The 17,048-nt window shown below is 66.5% G+C and carries 17 protein-coding genes; 5 read left to right on the top strand and 12 right to left on the bottom strand.

The window, feature by feature from the left end:
- Nucleotides 1-36: 36 nt before the first annotated feature.
- The 5 genes from SNE35_RS25100 to phaC form a co-directional block, all read right to left on the bottom strand.
- Nucleotides 37-1,584: a methyl-accepting chemotaxis protein gene (locus tag SNE35_RS25100; protein ID WP_320425778.1), complete on the bottom strand. Its 1,548-nt coding sequence runs from the start codon at nucleotides 1,582-1,584 to the stop codon at nucleotides 37-39.
- Nucleotides 1,585-1,660: 76 nt separating this feature from the next.
- Complete coding sequence (locus tag SNE35_RS25095; RefSeq protein ID WP_320425777.1) at nucleotides 1,661-2,377, bottom strand: substrate-binding periplasmic protein; 717 nt, start codon at nucleotides 2,375-2,377, stop codon at nucleotides 1,661-1,663.
- Between the two features lie 272 nt (nucleotides 2,378-2,649).
- Nucleotides 2,650-3,387: an acetoacetyl-CoA reductase gene (gene phbB / locus SNE35_RS25090; RefSeq protein WP_320425776.1), complete on the bottom strand. Its 738-nt coding sequence runs from the start codon at nucleotides 3,385-3,387 to the stop codon at nucleotides 2,650-2,652.
- Between the two features lie 168 nt (nucleotides 3,388-3,555).
- Nucleotides 3,556-4,737: an acetyl-CoA C-acetyltransferase gene (locus tag SNE35_RS25085; protein ID WP_320425775.1), complete on the bottom strand. Its 1,182-nt coding sequence runs from the start codon at nucleotides 4,735-4,737 to the stop codon at nucleotides 3,556-3,558.
- Between the two features lie 191 nt (nucleotides 4,738-4,928).
- Nucleotides 4,929-6,572 (bottom strand): class I poly(R)-hydroxyalkanoic acid synthase, encoded by a 1,644-nt coding sequence (gene phaC, locus SNE35_RS25080; protein WP_320425774.1) that lies wholly within the window; start codon nucleotides 6,570-6,572, stop codon nucleotides 4,929-4,931.
- A 146-nt stretch (nucleotides 6,573-6,718) separates the two neighbouring features.
- Here phaC and SNE35_RS25075 point away from each other — a divergent pair, with 146 nt between their 5' ends.
- The gene (locus SNE35_RS25075; RefSeq protein WP_320425773.1) at nucleotides 6,719-6,976 is read left to right on the top strand and encodes a hypothetical protein; all 258 of its coding nucleotides are present in this window, start codon (nucleotides 6,719-6,721) and stop codon (nucleotides 6,974-6,976) included.
- Here SNE35_RS25075 and pgeF read toward each other — a convergent pair.
- The 3 genes from pgeF to SNE35_RS25060 are packed head-to-tail and all read right to left on the bottom strand — an operon-like array spanning nucleotide 6,908 to nucleotide 9,202.
- Nucleotides 6,908-7,687: a peptidoglycan editing factor PgeF gene (gene pgeF / locus SNE35_RS25070; protein WP_320425772.1), complete on the bottom strand. Its 780-nt coding sequence runs from the start codon at nucleotides 7,685-7,687 to the stop codon at nucleotides 6,908-6,910. The genes SNE35_RS25075 and pgeF overlap by 69 nt on opposite strands.
- Complete coding sequence (maiA, locus tag SNE35_RS25065) at nucleotides 7,677-8,312, bottom strand: maleylacetoacetate isomerase (RefSeq protein ID WP_320425771.1); 636 nt, start codon at nucleotides 8,310-8,312, stop codon at nucleotides 7,677-7,679. The genes pgeF and maiA overlap by 11 nt, the downstream gene beginning before the upstream one ends.
- Before the next feature lie 41 nt (nucleotides 8,313-8,353).
- Nucleotides 8,354-9,202, bottom strand: a complete 849-nt coding sequence (locus SNE35_RS25060) for an intradiol ring-cleavage dioxygenase (RefSeq protein WP_320425770.1) — start codon at nucleotides 9,200-9,202, stop codon at nucleotides 8,354-8,356.
- A 79-nt stretch (nucleotides 9,203-9,281) separates the two neighbouring features.
- Between SNE35_RS25060 and SNE35_RS25055 the strand changes: the two genes are divergently transcribed.
- Both SNE35_RS25055 and SNE35_RS25050 read left to right on the top strand, forming a co-directional pair.
- Nucleotides 9,282-9,857, top strand: coding sequence for an NUDIX hydrolase (locus tag SNE35_RS25055; protein WP_320425769.1), 576 nt, complete (start codon nucleotides 9,282-9,284; stop codon nucleotides 9,855-9,857).
- Nucleotides 9,858-9,926: 69 nt separating this feature from the next.
- Entirely contained in the window at nucleotides 9,927-10,721 is a 795-nt protein-coding gene (locus tag SNE35_RS25050) for a TspO/MBR family protein (RefSeq protein WP_320425768.1), read from the top strand.
- Nucleotides 10,722-10,724: 3 nt separating this feature from the next.
- Here SNE35_RS25050 and SNE35_RS25045 read toward each other — a convergent pair whose 3' ends face one another.
- Nucleotides 10,725-12,650 carry an EAL domain-containing protein gene (locus tag SNE35_RS25045; RefSeq protein WP_320425767.1) on the bottom strand — a complete coding sequence of 642 codons (1,926 nt, stop codon included), beginning with the start codon at nucleotides 12,648-12,650 and terminating at the stop codon, nucleotides 10,725-10,727.
- Between the two features lie 42 nt (nucleotides 12,651-12,692).
- Entirely contained in the window at nucleotides 12,693-13,355 is a 663-nt protein-coding gene (locus SNE35_RS25040; RefSeq protein WP_320425766.1) for a transglutaminase-like cysteine peptidase, read from the bottom strand.
- A 139-nt stretch (nucleotides 13,356-13,494) separates the two neighbouring features.
- Between SNE35_RS25040 and SNE35_RS25035 the strand changes: the two genes are divergently transcribed.
- Complete coding sequence (locus SNE35_RS25035; RefSeq protein WP_320425765.1) at nucleotides 13,495-14,358, top strand: HDOD domain-containing protein; 864 nt, start codon at nucleotides 13,495-13,497, stop codon at nucleotides 14,356-14,358.
- A 34-nt stretch (nucleotides 14,359-14,392) separates the two neighbouring features.
- Nucleotides 14,393-14,953 (top strand): hypothetical protein, encoded by a 561-nt coding sequence (locus tag SNE35_RS25030; protein WP_320425764.1) that lies wholly within the window; start codon nucleotides 14,393-14,395, stop codon nucleotides 14,951-14,953.
- A gap of 859 nt (nucleotides 14,954-15,812) precedes the next feature.
- On the opposite strand, the gene SNE35_RS25025 is transcribed toward SNE35_RS25030, so the two are convergent.
- Both SNE35_RS25025 and SNE35_RS25020 read right to left on the bottom strand, forming a co-directional pair.
- Nucleotides 15,813-16,289: a hypothetical protein gene (locus SNE35_RS25025; RefSeq protein ID WP_320425763.1), complete on the bottom strand. Its 477-nt coding sequence runs from the start codon at nucleotides 16,287-16,289 to the stop codon at nucleotides 15,813-15,815.
- A 202-nt stretch (nucleotides 16,290-16,491) separates the two neighbouring features.
- Nucleotides 16,492-16,785 carry a hypothetical protein gene (locus SNE35_RS25020; RefSeq protein WP_320425762.1) on the bottom strand — a complete coding sequence of 98 codons (294 nt, stop codon included), beginning with the start codon at nucleotides 16,783-16,785 and terminating at the stop codon, nucleotides 16,492-16,494.
- Nucleotides 16,786-17,048 lie beyond the last annotated feature (263 nt).

The raw sequence follows: 17,048 nt of genomic DNA, 5'->3' as shown, positions 1-17,048 counted from the left end.
GGAAAACGGGCGCATGGTAAACAAGAATCGGCGCCGTCAGGCCGTCAGTTTGAAGGTCGAGACCACCTGCACCAGTTGCTCCGATTGCGACTTCAGCCCGCTGGCCGCAGCGGCCATCTGCTCGACCAGTGCGGCGTTCTGCTGCGTGGCCTGATCGATGTGCGTCACGGCCTCACCGACCTGCGACACGCCTGAGGACTGCTCGCCACTGGCCGCGCTGATCTCGCCAATGATGTCGGTGACGCGGCGGATGCTGCCGACCACCTCGGTCATCGTCGCCCCGGCCTTGTCGACCATCGCCGTGCCCTGCTCCACGCGCTCGACGCTGGCGCCGATCAGTTGCTTGATTTCCTTGGCCGCCTCGGCCGAGCGGCCGGCCAGCGAGCGCACTTCCGCGGCCACGACGGCGAAGCCACGCCCCTGCTCGCCGGCACGCGCGGCCTCCACGGCGGCGTTCAGCGCCAGGATGTTGGTCTGGAACGCGATGCCGTCGATGACGCCGATGATGTCGGCGATCTTGCGCGAGGCGTCGTTGATGCCCTTCATCATTTCCACGGCGGAATCGACGACCTTGCCGCCCTCGATCGCCACCTCGGACGCGCTCTTGGCCAGCTGGTTCGCCTGCTGCGCGCTGTCGGCGTTCTGCCGCACGGCGGCATTGAGCTGCTCCATCGACGAGGCCGTCTCCTCCAGCGCGCTGGCCTGCTGCTCGGTGCGGGCGCTGAGGTCGTTGTTGCCCAGCTCCATCTCCTGGCTGGCCGTCTGGATGCTTTCCGACGACTGCCGCACCTGGCGCACGAGCCGGGTCAGGCCCGCGTTCATCTGGCCGAGCGAAGCGACGAGGGACGAGATCTCGTCGCGGCCATCGGCTTCGAGGTGCTGCGTCAGATCGCCCCGCGCGACGGCATCGACGAGCCGCACCGCGTTCGCCATCGGCCGCGTGATCGAGCGCGTCAGCAGCACTGCCAGCACCACGCCCAGCGCGATCGCCACGGTGCCGAGCAGCACCAGCTGCATCTTGCCGCGCGCGGCGTCGGCCGCGATCTGGGCGTTCAGGTCGTCGATGACCTTGTGCTCGTAGTCGACGATGGCGGCCAGCGAGGCGACGTAGGCCGCGGAGACCGGGCTGAATTCGGCGTCATAGATGCGGTTGGCCTCGTCGGCATTGCCCGCGCGCTTGGCGGCCATGATGCGGTTGCGGCTGTCCAGGAAAGCCGCGCGCGACGAACCGAACTTGTCGAACAGCGCCTTCTCGTCTTCGGCCAGCGGCATCTCGGCCAGTGCCTTGACGATCTCGTTGCCGCGCGTCGTCGCCGCGCTCGCTTCGTCGCGGAACAGTGCTTCCAGGCTGCCGTCGGCGTTCTTCGCGATCGCCTTGCCACGGGTGACACCGACGGACACATTGCGCAGCTGCTCCTCGACCAGCCGCTCCTTGGCCAGCGGCAGGGCCATCATGTGCTGCACGGACGCCAGCGTGCTGTTGAGCCGCAGCACGCTGATCAGCAGCATCAATGCCAGCAGCAGAAGAATCAAAGCAAAACCGGCACCCAGGCGGGTGCCGACTCGCAGCTTGTTCAAAGTCATCGCAGTCCTCGTTGTTGTCTATCTATCTGTCCGGTTCTGATGGCGGCGCAGGATACGCAGCCTGGATGACAAGCCGTCAGTCGACCTTGACCTGCCGTCTGTTAAGTCCATATCGCGTGTAGTAATGCCGGTCGTAGAGCGCGGCGAGCGTGCCGTCGCTGCGCATGTCGTGCATCGCCTTCTCCAGCGCCGGCAGCATGGCCATGGCCTTCGATCGCTTCGACACCGCGACGGAGCGGGTGGAGAGGTCAGGGATGTGCAGTTGCGCCGGTTCCAGTTGCGATTCCAGATGCATCTCGCTTCTCAGCGCCGCGGCCTGGTCCTCGGCGATGGCGACGGCGTCCACGCGATGCAGCATCAGCTTCTGGAAATTGGTGGCGTTGTCGGCCGCCACCTCTTTGGTCAGCCGCGCATCGCTGTCGAAGCGCTCGAAGTACACGCCGCCATTCGCGACACCGATGGTCAGACCGTAGAGGTCCGAATAGCTCCGGATCCGCGACGCATCGCCGGCGCGCACGTAGAACACCCGGTCGGCGCTATGGCTGCGATGCGGCGTGCGAAGGAACTTCATGTAGACGTCCCGCTCGCGCGTTTCGATCACGCCGATGGCCAGGTCCGCCTGGCCCGTTTCCATCAAGCGCAAACAGCGCTTGTACGGGCAGTCGACGATCTCCAGGCGCCGGCCGACGCGCCGCGCGAGTTCTCGCACGATCTCGGTGTACACGCCGCCGTGTTCCTCGGTGCCCGCCTCTCCCCTGAGCTTCCACGGCGCCAGCTCGCTGAAGGCGAACACCAGCGGCGGCGGTGCGGCGACAGACGGTGTAGCCCTCGCAATAACGGGGGAGCCCAGGTTCAGCAACAGGACGAAGGCGAGGACGAGTGTCCTGATAGCAATTGGCACAGCATGGATCGAAGAGGAAGCAGCCCGGCAGTCTATGTTCCAAAGCGCTTTTGACTCCGTGCGAATTGCACGTTATGTCTGCGCGCCGCAGTGACTATTCACGCCCTGCGGACGGCAAGAAAAAAGCGGCCCGCAGGCCGCTTCATCCGCGAGCTGAATTCAGCTCAGCCCATGTGCAGGCCGCCGTTGCAGCTGAAGTCCGCGCCGGTCGTGAAGCCCGAATCCTCGCTCGCCAGCCAGGCCACGACGGAGGCGATTTCCTCCGGCGTACCCAGGCGCTTGATGGGGATCGTGGCGACGATCTTTTCCAGCACCTCGGGCTTGATCGCGCGGACCATGTCGGTGCCGATGTAGCCGGGGCTCACGGTGTTGACCGTCACGCCCTTGGCCGCCACTTCCTGCGCCAGCGCCATCGTGAAGCCGTGCATGCCGGCCTTGGCGGCGGAGTAGTTGGTCTGGCCGAACTGCCCCTTCTCGCCGTTGACCGAGGAGATGTTGATGATGCGGCCCCAGCCCTTGTCGAGCATGCCCTCGATCACCTGCTTGGTGACGTTGAACATGCTGTCGAGATTGGTGTTCATCACCGCATCCCAGTCGGACTTGCTCATCTTGCGGAACATGCCGTCGCGCGTGATGCCGGCGTTGTTTACCAGCACGTCGACCGTGCCGTGTTCGGCCTTGACCTTGTCGAAGGCCTGCACGGTGGAATCCCAGTCGCCGACGTTGCCGACCGAGGCATGGAACTGGTAGCCCAGCGCGGCCTGCTCGGTCAGCCACTTGTCGTAGTCGCGGCTCGGGCCGCAGCCGGCGATCACCGTGAAGCCTTCCTTGTGCAGGCGCTGGCACATCGCGGTGCCGATGCCGCCCATGCCGCCGGTGACGTATGCAACTTTCTTGCTCATTTGAGTCTCCTTCCTGGAGCCATCGCCGGGCGCCGCGTCCTACGCGCCCCGACGGCTCATCTGTCTCTCGTTTGAAGAAGACGCGTCGTTCGCCTGTCGAACGTAAGAGTCTCGCATGTGACAGGCAGGGTCAAGCGGGTTGCTCCGGGGTTGCAGCCGAATGTGGTGTCAACGCTCCACCGTCAGCGCCACGCCCATGCCGCCGCCGATGCACAGCGAGGCGATGCCCTTCTTGGCGTCGCGCTTCTGCATCTCGTGCAGCAGGGTCACCAGGATGCGCGCGCCGGAAGCGCCGATCGGGTGGCCCAGCGCGATGGCGCCGCCGTTGACGTTGACCTTGGACAGATCCCAGCCCATCTCCTTGTGGACGGCGCAGGCCTGGGCGGCGAAGGCTTCGTTGATCTCCAGCAGGTCCAGGTCCTGCGGCTTCCAGCCGGCGCGCTCCAGCGCCTTGCGGGCGGCGGGCACCGGGCCCATGCCCATGATCTTCGGATCCAGGCCGGCGCTGGCGTAGGACGCGATGCGGCCCAGCGGCGTCAGGCCCAGCGCGGCGGCCTTGGCCGCGCTCATCAGCACCAGGCCGGCGGCGCCGTCGTTGAGGCCCGAGGCATTGCCCGCCGTCACGCTGCCGGTCTTGTCGAAAGCCGGACGCAGGCCGGCAAGGCCCTCGGCGCTGGTCTTGCGGTTGATGAATTCGTCGGCGGAGAAAACAATCGGATCGCCCTTCTTCTGCGGGATCGAGAACGGCACGATCTCGTCCTTGAAGCGGCCGGATTCCTGGGCCGCGGCGGCCTTCTGCTGCGAGGCCAGCGCGAGCGCGTCCTGCTGCTCGCGGGTGACGCTGTATTCCTTGGCCACGTTCTCGGCCGTGATGCCCATGTGGTAGTGGTTGTAGGCGTCCCACAGGCCGTCGTTGATCATCGTGTCGATCATCTTCCAGTCGCCCATGCGCATGCCTTCGCGCGAGTTGGGCACGACGTGCGGGCTCATGCTCATGCTCTCCTGGCCGCCGGCGATGATGATCTCGCTGTCGCCGTCGCGGATGGCCTGCGCCGCCAGCATCACGGCCTTCAGGCCCGAGCCGCAGACCTTGTTGATCGTCATGGCCGGCACCGTGTTCGGCAGGCCGGCCTTGATGACCGTCTGGCGCGCCGGGTTCTGCCCGCAGCCGGCCTGCAGCACCTGGCCGAAGATCAGCTCGCCGATCTGGCCGCCTTCCAGGCCCGAGCGGCGCAGCAGGTCCTGCACGACGGCCGCGCCCAGGTCCACGGCCGGGGTCTTGGCGAGGGTACCGCCGAACTTGCCGATGGCAGTGCGGGCCGCTGCAACGATGACGATGTCTGTACTCATGGTCTTCACTCTCCGTTCAGGTAACTATTGCTCACACACAACATTAGGTTCTTGGCGCCGGGTATTCACGGGCCGCGCGCCGGGCCGCTCCCAAGCCGGCCCGCCTGGCGATGTGCTTGCCGGTCGATCCGGCAAGCATCGCCGTCCCCTCGGGGGACCGACTGCGTACTCGCAGGCGAGGGGCTCATCGCTCAGGCTTTCTGCTTCACGTAGCGGCCGGGCGCGGGCTCGATGGCCTTGTGCGTCCGGTTGCCCGGTGACTTCGGTGCCGGCTTCTTCGCCCCGGCATGCGAGGCCAGCCAGGCGGACCAGTCGGTCCACCAACTGCCCGGATGCTCCACGGCGCCGTCAAACCACTGCTGGTGATCGGCCGGCAGCGCCGCCGCCTTGCCAATCCAGTGACTGCGCTTCTTCTTGGCCGGCGGGTTGATCACGCCGGCGATGTGGCCCGAGGCGCCCAGCACGAAGCGCTTCTTGCCGCTGAGCACTTGCGTGGAGCGGTAGGCGCTGTCCCAGGGCACGATGTGGTCCTCGCGCGAGCCGTAGATGTAGACCGGCGCCTTGATCTTCGACAGGTCGAGCTGCTCGCCGCAGACAATCAGCTTGCCCGGCTCGCGCAACTCGTTCTGCAGGTAGGTGTGGCGCAGGTACCAGCAGTACATCGGGCCGGGCAGGTTGGTCGCGTCGCCGTTCCAGTACAGCAGGTCGAAGGGCGGCGGGGCCTCGCCCTTCAGGTAGTTGCCGACGACGTAGTTCCACACCAGGTCGTTGGGCCGCAGGAAGCTGAAGGTGGTGGCCAGCTCCTGGCCCTTCAGCAGCTCCGGGCCGCCGGGCGCCTTGTCGCCCAGCGTGACCTCGCGCAGCTGCACGGCGGGCTCGTCGATGAAGATGTCCAGGATGCCGTTGCTGGAGAAGTCCAGCAAGGTCGTCAGCAGGGTGACGCTCTCGGCCGGATGCTCACCGCGCGAGGCCAGCACGCCCAGCGCGGTGGCGAGGATCGTCCCGCCGACGCAGAAGCCCAGGGTGTCGATCGTCTTCGTGCCGCCGATCTCGCGCACGACCTCGATCGCGCGGATCGCTGCCTTTTCGATGTAGTCGTCCCAGGTCCAGGCCTTGCAGCTCGCATCCGGGTTGCGCCAGCTCACGACGAAGGTGCGGTGGCCCTGCTCGACCGAGTAACGGATCAGTGAATTATCCGGCTGCAGGTCGAGGATGTAGAACTTGTTGATGCACGGCGGGATCATCAAGAGCGGCCGCTCGTAGACCTCCTTGGTAAGCGGCTTGTATTCGATCAGCTGGAACAGCTCGTTCTCGAACACGATGCTGCCTTCGGTCGTGGCGACGTTGCGGCCGACCTCGAAAGCGCTCTCGTCCGTCTGCGAAACATGGCCGCGCTGGACGTCGCCCCACAGCTGCTGCAGGCCCTTGCTGAGGCTCTCGCCCTGCGTGCTCACCGCCAGCGCCTGCGCCTCGGGGTTGAGCGCGAGGTAGTTGCTCGGCGAGGCCGCGTCGATCCACTGCTGCACGCCGAACTTCACCCGCTGCTTCAGCTTGTCGTCGCCCTCCACCTGCTCGGCCATGCGCTGCAGCATCTTCGAGTTCAGCAGGTACATCTGGGCGACGAAGCTGCTGGCCGGGTTGCCGCTCCAGGCGGCGTTGGCAAAGCGGCGATCGGGCAGCGGCTTGGTTTCGGCGGCACCGGCCTTCAGCGACTCGTTCCACAGCGCGGTGGCCTGGGCCAGGTAGTCGGACTGCAGCGCGGACAGGGCGCTCGGCGAAATCGACGGGAATTGCGACGGGAATTGCGGCAGGCCCGCCGCTTTCTTGCTCGACATAGGTTTCCTTGGACTTCCGGGATCGGCTGCGTCGCTGCATGGCGACGGAGGCGAGAAGCTTGCCACAGTCGTGCGTACTTTTGGCGGCGCGCCGCTGGTGTACGCTTGCCCGTTTTGAGCCCTCTTTCCGTGGCGGAATCCAGCCCATGTACCTGGTAGCGATCGCTTGGTTTTACGTCGCGCTGCTGATGGCGGCGGCGGAGGCGACCAGCACCCAGGGCAGCCTGCTCGGCGCCTGCATCACCTTCGTCCTGTACGGCCTGCTGCCGATCAGCATCGTGCTCTACGTGATGGGTGCGCGCTACCGCGGCGGCCGCAGCCGCCGCACGCCTGCCTCAGCGCAGCGCGATGGCGGCGACCATCCGCCCGCCCAGCCGCTCCCGCCGGTACGAGAAGAACCTTGAGTCTTCGCTGTAGGTGCACCAGCGCCCGCCGCTGACGGCGGCCAGGCCCAGGGCCTCCAGACGCTCGCGCGCCAGGCCCGGCAGGTCGGCCCGCCAGCGCGGCTCGCCGGCTGCATTGGGCCGGTAGGCGAAGAAGCGCTTGTCGTCCGCCGAAGGCTGCGGATGGCCGAAGGCCTCCAGCACGTCGGCGCCGACCTCGAAGACCGTCGGGCCGATGCAGGCGCCCATCCACGCATGGATGTCCTGCGGCCGACAGTTGGCCGCCTCGCACAGCGCGCGCACGGTGTTCTCCAGCACGCCGCCGGCCAGGCCTCGCCAGCCCGCATGCGCGCCGGCCACGCCGCGCGGCGCGGCGAACAGCACCGGCAGGCAATCCGCCGCCTGGATCGCCACGCCGAGGCCGGGCGAGGTGCTCACCGCCGCATCGAACTTGGGCGCTTCGTCCAACTGCAGGTGCTCGGCTTGCAGATGCAGCACGTCCGGGCGGTGCACCTGCCACAGGAACAGTGCCGGCGCGCCCAGCGCCGCGTCGACGTGCGCGCGGTTCGCGGCCACCGCCTGCGGATCGTCCTCGACCGAGCGCCCGATGTTCATGCTCGTGTGGATGCCGGTGCTGACGCCGCCGGCCCGCGTCGTCATGAAGGCGCGCACATGCGGCAGGTCCCAGTCGGGGAGCAGCCAGTCTTCGTGGATCAAGTCGTCACTCGGCATCGGGGCACTTCGAAGGTTGGGTCTGGTCGAAGGCCGGGAGCGTCATGCAGGCCTCGTGCACGCGCAGCACGCGCGGCACGTGGTCCAGCCGCGCCTCGAAACGCTGTGCATTGAAGATCTGCGGCACCAGCACACAGTCCGCCAGGCCTGGCGCGTCGCCATGGCAGAAGCGGCCCGCCGGGCCGGCCTCCAGCTTGCGCTCGACGACCGCGAGCCCCTCCTCGATCCAGTGGCGGATCCAGCGGTTTTTCTGGTCGTCGGAGAGGCCCATGTCGTGCACCAGGTAACGCAGCACGCGCAGGTTGTTCAGCGGATGGATCTCGCAGGCGATGTCCTGCGCCAGCGCGCGCACGCGGGCACGGCCCAGCGCGTCGGCCGGCAGCAGCGGCGGCTCGGGGTGGGTTTCGTCCAGGTATTCGATGATCGCCATCGACTGGCCGAGCAGCTCATCGCCGTCGCGCAGCAGCGGCACCAGCCGGGAAGCCTGCATCGCCGCGAAGTCCTCGGCGAGCTGCTCCTTCTTGACCAGGTGGATGGCCGTGTAGTCGTAGTCCAGGCCCTTCAGCGCCAGCGCGATGCGCACGCGCCAGGAGGCCGACGAGCGAAAGTAGTTGAACAGTTCCATCAGGCCATGATGCCATGCGGCACCACGGCCTCAGGGTGCTCTCACCCCTTCTGCGGCGCCAGCACGAAGCCGAAATCGAGCGTGTGATGGCGCCCCCGCCCCGCCTCGGCGGCGTGCGGCACGAACTCGGCCAGCAAGGAGGCGCGCACGCCGAACACGGTGTCGGAGTCCAGGTAGGGATCGCCGGCGCGGAACACATGCGTCGTCAGCGTCTCGTAGCCGGGCGCGCGGATCAGGAAGTGCACGTGCGCCGGCCGCCACGGGTGCCTGCCGGTGGCGACCAGCATCGCGCCAACCGGCCCGTCCGTCGGGATCGGATAGGCCACTGGCAGCACGGACTGGAACCAGAAGCGGCCCGCCTCGTCCGTGCGCAGGGTGCCGCGCGCACGGTGCTGCTCCAGGCCGGCGACCTGCACGTCGTAGAAGCCGTCGTCGTCGGCCTGCCAGGTGTCGACGATCGCGCCGGCGATCGGCTCGCCGTCCAGGCCGCGCACCGTGCAGTTGACGAACAGCGGCTCGCCCGGCGCGCCGCCGGAGATGTCGGCGCCGTTCTCGAACACCGGCGCCCCTTCCACGTGGAAGGGGCCGAACACCGTCGCCTCGGTGGCCGCGGGCGGCTTCGTATGGTTCATCGCCACCGTCAGCATCGACACGCCCAGGGTGTCCGACAGCAGGATGAACTCCTGCCGCTTGTCGTCGGTGATGTGGCCCGTGGCGGTCAGGAACTCGATGCCCTTCGCCCATTCGGCCTCGGTGATCCGGGTCTCGCGGACAAAGGCGTGCAGGTGCGTCACGAGCGAGCTCATGATCTCCTTCAGGCGCGAGTCGTCGCAGCCGGCGAAGCGTGCGATGACGGCCTCGGTGATGTTGTGTTCGGTGATGTTTCTCATCGCTTCAGTCCAGCTTCGCCCCGCCCCTCATCCGCCGATGGCCGCAGGATCGTAACGCGCGGCCCCGTAAACTCTCTCCATGCCGCTCCTCCAAGCCCACCGCCTCAAGTTCTGTTCCGCCTGCGGCGCGCCGTGCATCTACCAGATCCCGCCGGACGACAACCGCGAGCGGGCCACCTGCACGGCCTGCGGCACGATCCACTACGAGAACCCGATCAACGTCGTCGGCACATTGCCGGTGTGGGGCGACGGGCCGGACGGCCAGGTGCTGCTGTGCAAACGCGCGATCGAGCCGCGCTACGGCTTGTGGACCCTGCCGGCGGGCTTTCTCGAACTGGGCGAGACCGCCGCCGAGGGCGCGAAGCGCGAGACCGACGAGGAAGCCGGCGCGCAGATCGAGCTGCTGCCGCTGTACACCTTGCTGAATGTCGTGTCGGTCGGGCAGATCCACATGTTCTACCGCGCGCGGCTGCTGTCGCCCGAGTTCAATCCGGGCCCGGAGACGCTGGAGGCGCGGCTGTTCCACGAGCATGAGGTGCCCTGGGACGAGATCGCTTTCCGCACCGTGCGGCAGACCTTGCAGAACTTCTTCGAGGACCGGCGGCTGGGCCGGCCCTTCGCGCTGCACGGCGGAGACATCGTCACCGTGGGCTGAGGGCCCAAAGGACGCACGGCACACCGATTGCCATGTCGGCGGCTACAACACCGCCGCTTGGGAGTCGAGATGAAAGTGCTCTTGCTGCTGGCCGCCCTGGCCATGCCGATGGTCGCCCTGTTCACGCAGCTGGGATGGTTCGGGCCCGATAGCGCGACGCTGTCGGACCGCTACCCGACCCTGCTGGTCGCCGCGGGCTACGCCTTCGCGATCTGGTCGGTGATCTTCGTGCTGGACCTGGGCTTCTCGGTCTGGCAGGCGCTGCGCCGCCGCCCCGCGCTGCGCGAGCAGAAGGCGCTGCGCATCCTCACCATCGTCGGCTTCGGGCTCACGGCGAGCTGGATGATCGTGTTCTCGGCCCAGCTGTTCTGGCTGGCGCTGATCATCATCTGGGCCGCGCTCGGCTGCGTGCTGTACGGCTGCCTGCTGATGGCCCGCGCCGAGGATCCGCGCGGGCATCTGTGGCTGGGGCTGCTGCCGCTGGGGTTGCACGCGGGCTGGCTGTCGCTGGCGGTGTTCCTGAACACGGCGCAGGTCGCGGTGGCCTACAAGCTGCTGCCGGTCGGCGACATGCTGCCCTGGAGCCTGATCCTGTGGGCCGCGGCCGCGCTGCTGCTGTTCTGGGCCAATGCGAAGCTGCACGGCCACCCAGCCTACGGCATGGGCGTGCTATGGGGCCTGGTGGGCGTCTACGTCGAGCAGTCGCGCAGCCGGCTGGCCGGCGCGGACGTGTCCGCCGCGGTGGCGCTGGGGCTGGCCGGCCTGCTGCTGGCCCAGACGGTGTTCCTGCTGTGGCGGGCCCATCAGCAGGAGCAGCGCCGCATCCGTGGTGAGAACCACGCGCTGGTCGCAGATCCCTACTGAGGATTACTGAGGCCGGCGGCGTGCGGTCGCCCAGGGGCCGGTGACGCCATCCAGCTCGCAATCCCAGACGGCCTGCACGTCCATCGCGTCGGACAGGCCCTCCGCATAGACCTTCAGCGCCAGGCTGCGCAGCATGATCAGCATGCCGCGCACGAAGGCGGCGCGCGCAGCATCGCCGGAAATGCCGGTGACAACCGAGGCGTCCAGCTTCACGTAGTCCAGCCCCGCCTGGTACAGGCGCTCGACCTGCGCCAGGCCCGCGCCGGCATGCTCCAGGCCCAGCTTGACGCCCAGCGGCCGCAGTTGGCGACCCATCTCCTGCAGCAGCTCGAAGTGCTCGACGGCCGCGCCTTCGGCCAGCTCCAGGCCCAGCTTGCGCGCCGCCGGCGGCGACTGGAAGACCAGCTCGCGCAGCCGAGCGACGAAGCCACCGTCCAGCAGCGAACCCGGCGCGATATTGATGCAGCGTGCCTGGCCGTCCTTGGTGATCGCCTCCAGCGCCAGCCCAACGGCCAGTGCGTCGACCTCGGCCGTCAGCCGGCTGCGGATCGCCAGCGGCAGCCAGCGCGCGGCGGGCTCGTAGGGCCCTTGTGGCTGAAGCTGCAGCTGCAGCGGGCATTCGAGATGCAAGACCTGGCCCTCGCGGTCCAGCACCGGGTACGGGACCAGGCGGCCGCGCCGTTCCTTGATCGCCTCGACGATCTGCACGCGCCAGGCGCGCTCGCCCTGGTTCTCCAGGTCGACATTGGCGCGGGTGGCAATGGCCTCGACGGTGAAGCCCGGCTGCGTCTCGGCGCGGGCCAGCGCCGTGTCGGCCATGCCGAGCCAGGCGCCCAGCGGCCGCTCGCGCGGCAGGTCCACCGCGCCCAGCGCCACCTGGATGCCACTGCCGAAAGCCGGCAGGCTGGAGCGCAGCGCCTCGGCCAGCGCCTGCGCGGTCTCGCGCGCCACATCGGGCGCAGGCAGCCAGAGCGCGAAGTCGGCGCCGTTCAGCCGGCCGCCGAGGCAGCCGTTGACGCGCTCCGGATAGACCTTCACCGCATGCGCGATCGTCACTAGCACCTGGTCCACCGCCACCCGGCCCAGGCGCTGGTTGAGGCCCGCCAGGTCGCGCAGGCGCACCAGCACCAGGCCGGCCTCAGCCGGGCCTTCGTCGCGCGTCAGCGCCGAATCGAGCTCGGCCAGGAAGTGCTTGCGCGTGCTCATGCCGGTGAGCGGATCGGCATGCGCCTGCAGGCGCAGCACCTGCAGTTGCTCGGACTGCGCCTCGAACATGCCGCGCACGCGCTGCACCATCGCATTCATCGCCTCGGTCAGGCGCTGCAGCTCCGGCACGCGCGAGACTTCGACCATCGCATAACTGCCATCCACGACGGACTGCGCCTGCTTCACCGCGCTGTCCAGCGGACGGCGGATGCGCCGCAGCACGAACAGCGCCAGCACGCCGGCGATCAGGCCCACCACCGCCAGCAATGCCGCGCTGCGCAGGGTGCTGCGCCACAGCTCGTCGTAGGCGTAGGAGGACTGGCTGCGCACCTCGACCGAGCCGATCGCGTTCCAGCCGTTGGACACCTGGGCCACGCCCGGCTGCACCTCGATCGGCATCAGGCCGATGAACCAGGCCGGCGCGCCGCTGGGCCGCGGCTCGGCGTGGCGCTCGAAGGCCAGCTTGCCGTCCGCCTGGCGCCACAACACGCTCTGGTAGGCGCCGGTGTCGAACTGCGCGGAGATCAGCAGCTCCATCAGCTGCGCATCGCCGCCCTGCTGCGACAGGGCCAGCGCCAGCGCCGCGGCGTTGTCGGCATTCTTGATCTGCAGCTGGGTCTGCAGCACCTGCCGCACCGAGCCGGTGGACACGGTCACGCTGCCCACCAGCGAGGCCAGCACCACGCCCAGCACCAGCAACCAGACTTGACGCATCAGCGACATGGCATTCCCTTTGTTCTCATCGTCTTCATTCGGTCGTCCATCTCAGAATCCTTCGGCCTTGGCCTTCTGCAACAGGTTGCGCCACAAGGAGAGCCGGGCCACCGGGTCGCCCTGCGTCACGGTGCCGGTGCCTTGCCACAGGCCTTCGCTGTTGAAGCTGAAGACGGGGCGCAGGTCGGGCCGCTGCGAGGCGGGCCGCACGTCCGGGATCAGGTTGTCCAGGATCAGCGGATCGGCGCCCGGCTGCGCATAGTAGGCCAGCACCATGTGGGCCAGCGACTGCCCGCGCAGCGAGGCACGGACGTAAACCATGCGCAGCTTGGCGATCGGCATGCCGGCCGACAGCAGGCTGAAATACTTGGCGATCGCGTAGTCCTCGCAGTCGCCGGCGCCCTTGTTCAAGGCCTCCAGCGGCGTGGCCCAGTAGTCGATCACGCCCCAGACATCGATGTCCTCGCGGAAGGCGATGCGCTGGTTCATGTAGTTGTTGACCAGCGTGATGCGCGCTTCCTCATCCAGCGCCGCCGCGCGGCCGATCATCTGCAGCAGCGGCTGCACCTCGGCCACCGCGCGCGGGCCCAGCTTGGCCGCGGCCTCGGTCAGCTTGTCGTTGTCCAGCCCCTGGGCCGGCATCGCCGTGGCCAGCAGCGCGCCCAGCACCATGGCCCCGGCGCGGCGCGCAAGGGCGCGCCGGATGCGGAGCAAGTGGCGGACTGTGAAAAGCATGCGCAACAAAAGCGCCCAACCGTGGAGAAGTTGCGGCAGGCCGTGCCGGGTCGCAGCTATCGTAGCGGTGCTCCGGCCGTGCCCACCGCCCGCCGCCGGGCCGCAACACCAGCAGTCCATGAATAGCCAGCAAATCCGCCAAGAAATTGACAGATCCCGTGCGCAGGGTGCGCTCAAGCAGATCCTCATCCCGCCCTGCCCGGAGCTGCTGCTCCAACTGCGCGAAGCCATGCGCGAGGCCGAACCTGACCTGAACGCCGTGGCCCGCATCGCCGCCGCCGACGTGGCCATGTCCGCCACCCTGCTGCGCATCGCCAACGGCCCGCTGCACCGGCCGCAAGGCCTGCCCTGCACCACCGTCGGCCAGGCGATGAACCGCATCGGCCTGAAGGAGACGGCCGCGGTGATGACCGGCTTCCTCGCGCGCAACGCCATTCCCGTCAACAGCCCGCACCTGGCGCGCTTCTGGGAGCGCTCCACCAAGCGCGCGATCGCCTGCGCCTTCATCGCTGAGCAGTTGCCCGGCGTCTCCACCGGGCTCGCCCATTCCTTCGGCCTGTTCCTGCACGTGGGCATGCCGGTGCTGCTGCAAAGCGTGCGCGGCTACGGCGGCACGATCATCGAAGCCAATGCGCGTATCGACCGCCCCTTCATCGCTACCGAAAACGTCAACCACAAGACCGACCACGCCGTCGTCGGCGCGCTGACCGCGCGCGCCTGGAACATGCCCACCGAGCTGATGGCCGCGATCCGGCTGCACCACGACTTCAGCTCGCTCGGCGACGCCGGCATCGAGGCCGAGGTGCACACGCTGATCGCGATGGGCCTGGTGGCCGAACACCTGATGCGCCGCCACGAAAGCCTGCCCGAAGATGCCGACTGGGCCACCAACCACGGCATTGCGATGGACTGGCTGCACATCAGCTTCGACGACCTCGCGACCTGGGACGAAATGCTGCGTCCCTTGCTGGACGAAGCCTGAGCCGACGCCCGCGCCGTCGATCGACAATGCGCGGATGAGACCCCGGCCGCGCCGCCTCGCCTTCCTCGCCCTGCTTTTGATCCCGGTGCTTGCCCTGAGCTGGCGCCTGTTCGGCCCGCGCGGCTTCAGCGTCAAGGTCGAAGCCAAGACCTGGCTGTACGAGATCGAAGTCGAGAAGCGCGTGCTGGAAACCGGCTCCGGCTGGTGCGACGAACTGCCGCCCGGCGCCGGCGGCGTCGAGCGGCGAATGATTGCGGATCCGAGCGGTGTCCGATCCGGCCTTGCCGAACACTGTCGATACACGGTGGCGGAATGGCGCAAACGCTGGGTCGCCCAGGCCAGTGGACCGGCCACCGAACCGCCGCGCTGGCCGACGCCACAGCTCGCCGACCTCCCACCCGAGGAGATCGGTGCCGAACGCGCCGGCAAGCGCACGCAGCGCTATCTGCTGCAGCTGCGCTCAGAGCGCAACGGTGTGGACTGGAACTGCCAACTGCCGCTGGAGCAGTGGCAGCGCTTCCAGGAGGGCGAGAGCTTTCGGCTGATGGTGGACAGGTTCAGCACGGCGAATTGCGCGAGTGTGCCGGTAAGGTGAGGTGGTTGCTAGTGAGGAGGCACGCTCGCCCAGCAAGCGATTCGCCGGATGGCGAAGTTGGAGCCTCTTCGAAATTTGGGGGAATCAGCCGCTCATTGATCCAGCTCTGATGAGGCTCAACGACTAGATTCAGCGGCGCCGACTGAGCTTCAAAACTCCGAGTGAGCCCTCAGCTCGGTCCTAGCAGTGTTGCAGGTCACTTCAAAGTTGACTTCAAATTGCATTCTGGGAGGCCTCTAGCTGAATTGCCCACGAGATACGCCGCCCCTCGACAAGGAAGAACCAAGCAGCCCAACCAAAGATTAGGCATAGCCCCCCCCGCCCCGGCTACTGCCGACCAATTAGCCTTTGTGACGAGCGGAGGAATGCCGAAAAGACCGAGCCACCCCGAAGCGCTGGCAAAAACACAGTACAGAACAAAAAGGAGCCACCGTACAGCGTTACGCCAAAAACGACTAGCAGCAACAGATCGCAGAACAAACCGGGTGCTATCGACGTTTGGGGCAACGTATTGCTGGACATGAAGGTAGCGCTCGAAAAAGCGAGTTGGCTCAGCTTGTCGAAGTAGCAGATGAATCTCCGGTGCGCTCATCTTGAGATGCCCCATGGCGGCCCCAAAGGATGCCTCCAAGAGCAATGGAGGAAGCTCAAAGGGCGCGTTTTTGAAGAAGCGATCGATTCTTGTATATCGCTCCTCGAGGTTCTTCGGTGGGAGCGCCCAGCCTAGAAGAATTTTTGCCGCCGGGGCGATGACGCCGAGAGCGAGGACGACTTGCTTAAGTATTTCTATCAATTGGTCCATGGAAAAACCAACGTCTGACCTAAATAGACACCGTTAGGCGTCCATTGGAATAAATGGCTAGTTCGCACCGCCCACGCTGAATGCGGCGAGAAGAACCGGCCACCATTTTTGACAGATGTCTGTGATGTCATTGGCGAGCGCTGTTACGCGCATAGATTTCTCGATCAGGGACAGCGCTACGGTGTTCTGCCTCGACTCTTTCGGGGTCGCCGCTTCCTTCGCGATGACGCTCAGCGATTCAACGATCTCGTTTCTCTGATTTCTCGTGAGATCGCCGCTCTGTAGAACGGCCTCTGACAGTGTCGTCAATGCATCCGCTAGCACAGGCTCGCCGATTTGAACAAGCGCGCTGATCGACTGATCGACAGTACCAATAGATCCCGTGTTAATCGTGCCTACTACGCTGTTGCTGACATTAATGTTGTTCAACTTTGCCCCCGCGACAACGACTGGCCTGGGCCGCGACTGGAATCGTGGACCCATAGGTGGCAACCCCACAGAGGCGGAAATCTGATCACTGAGATAGTTCAGCATCCGCTCGTTGTTCTCGACCTCTTGCTGCTGTATCTGCGAGTACTTAAAGTAGCAATCTAGGCAAAGCGGTACGCCTTGCTGACCAACTCTGTACATCGCACGGTTTGAGCACTGGTAGCACGACATATGTAGACCTGAGTCAGCTAACGTCAAAATTCAGCGGCGTCGTTGGGCGTCCGCTGTAACTGCAGGTCAGGCAGCGCTACGCCACGATGGCCAGTTGCTGATCCCAAGAACTGTGCTTACCGGAGGGGAATGGGCGCTTGCCAGGAAAGGTCTGCTGAAGAAGCGAGAGGTTCGACATCTTGTTTAAGTCGAACCTGCGCCACTCAGGAATGCCACCGGAACTGCTTGATCCGCCGACCTGGTAGCCGAGGAACTGCAACGCCCCACCATTGATTCCCAACACGTGGGGCTCGGCTATGCGCTGATGCCCGCTGTATGAGAACTCGACAAGTTGCTTGTTTGCAATGGCCGTCTTGAGAAGCTGGTCCATGAGATCTCCCCTTATGCGATCTTGAATCGCTGTCTGCCGCTCGCTTAGTGCGAGTCTGGACAGCAAAGGATACAAAGCATTGCAGTCTTTGGGAAGATCGACGACGCGCGACAGCCTGCCAATCCTTGTGCAGCCTTAACGAATGAAAGGGACTTCCCCGTCCCGAATGGGCCGCGTTGCGGCGAACGGCAACTGAATGCCACGATGGGAAGTGCGATATCTCATCAACGCATCCGGAAGGGGAAGTCCATGAGCATTCTCAC

The organism is Roseateles agri (assembly GCF_034043675.1).
Taxonomy (GTDB): domain Bacteria; phylum Pseudomonadota; class Gammaproteobacteria; order Burkholderiales; family Burkholderiaceae_C; genus KK5.
Note: the sequence above shows the minus strand (reverse complement) of the source record. Positions and strands in the feature narration are given on the sequence as shown.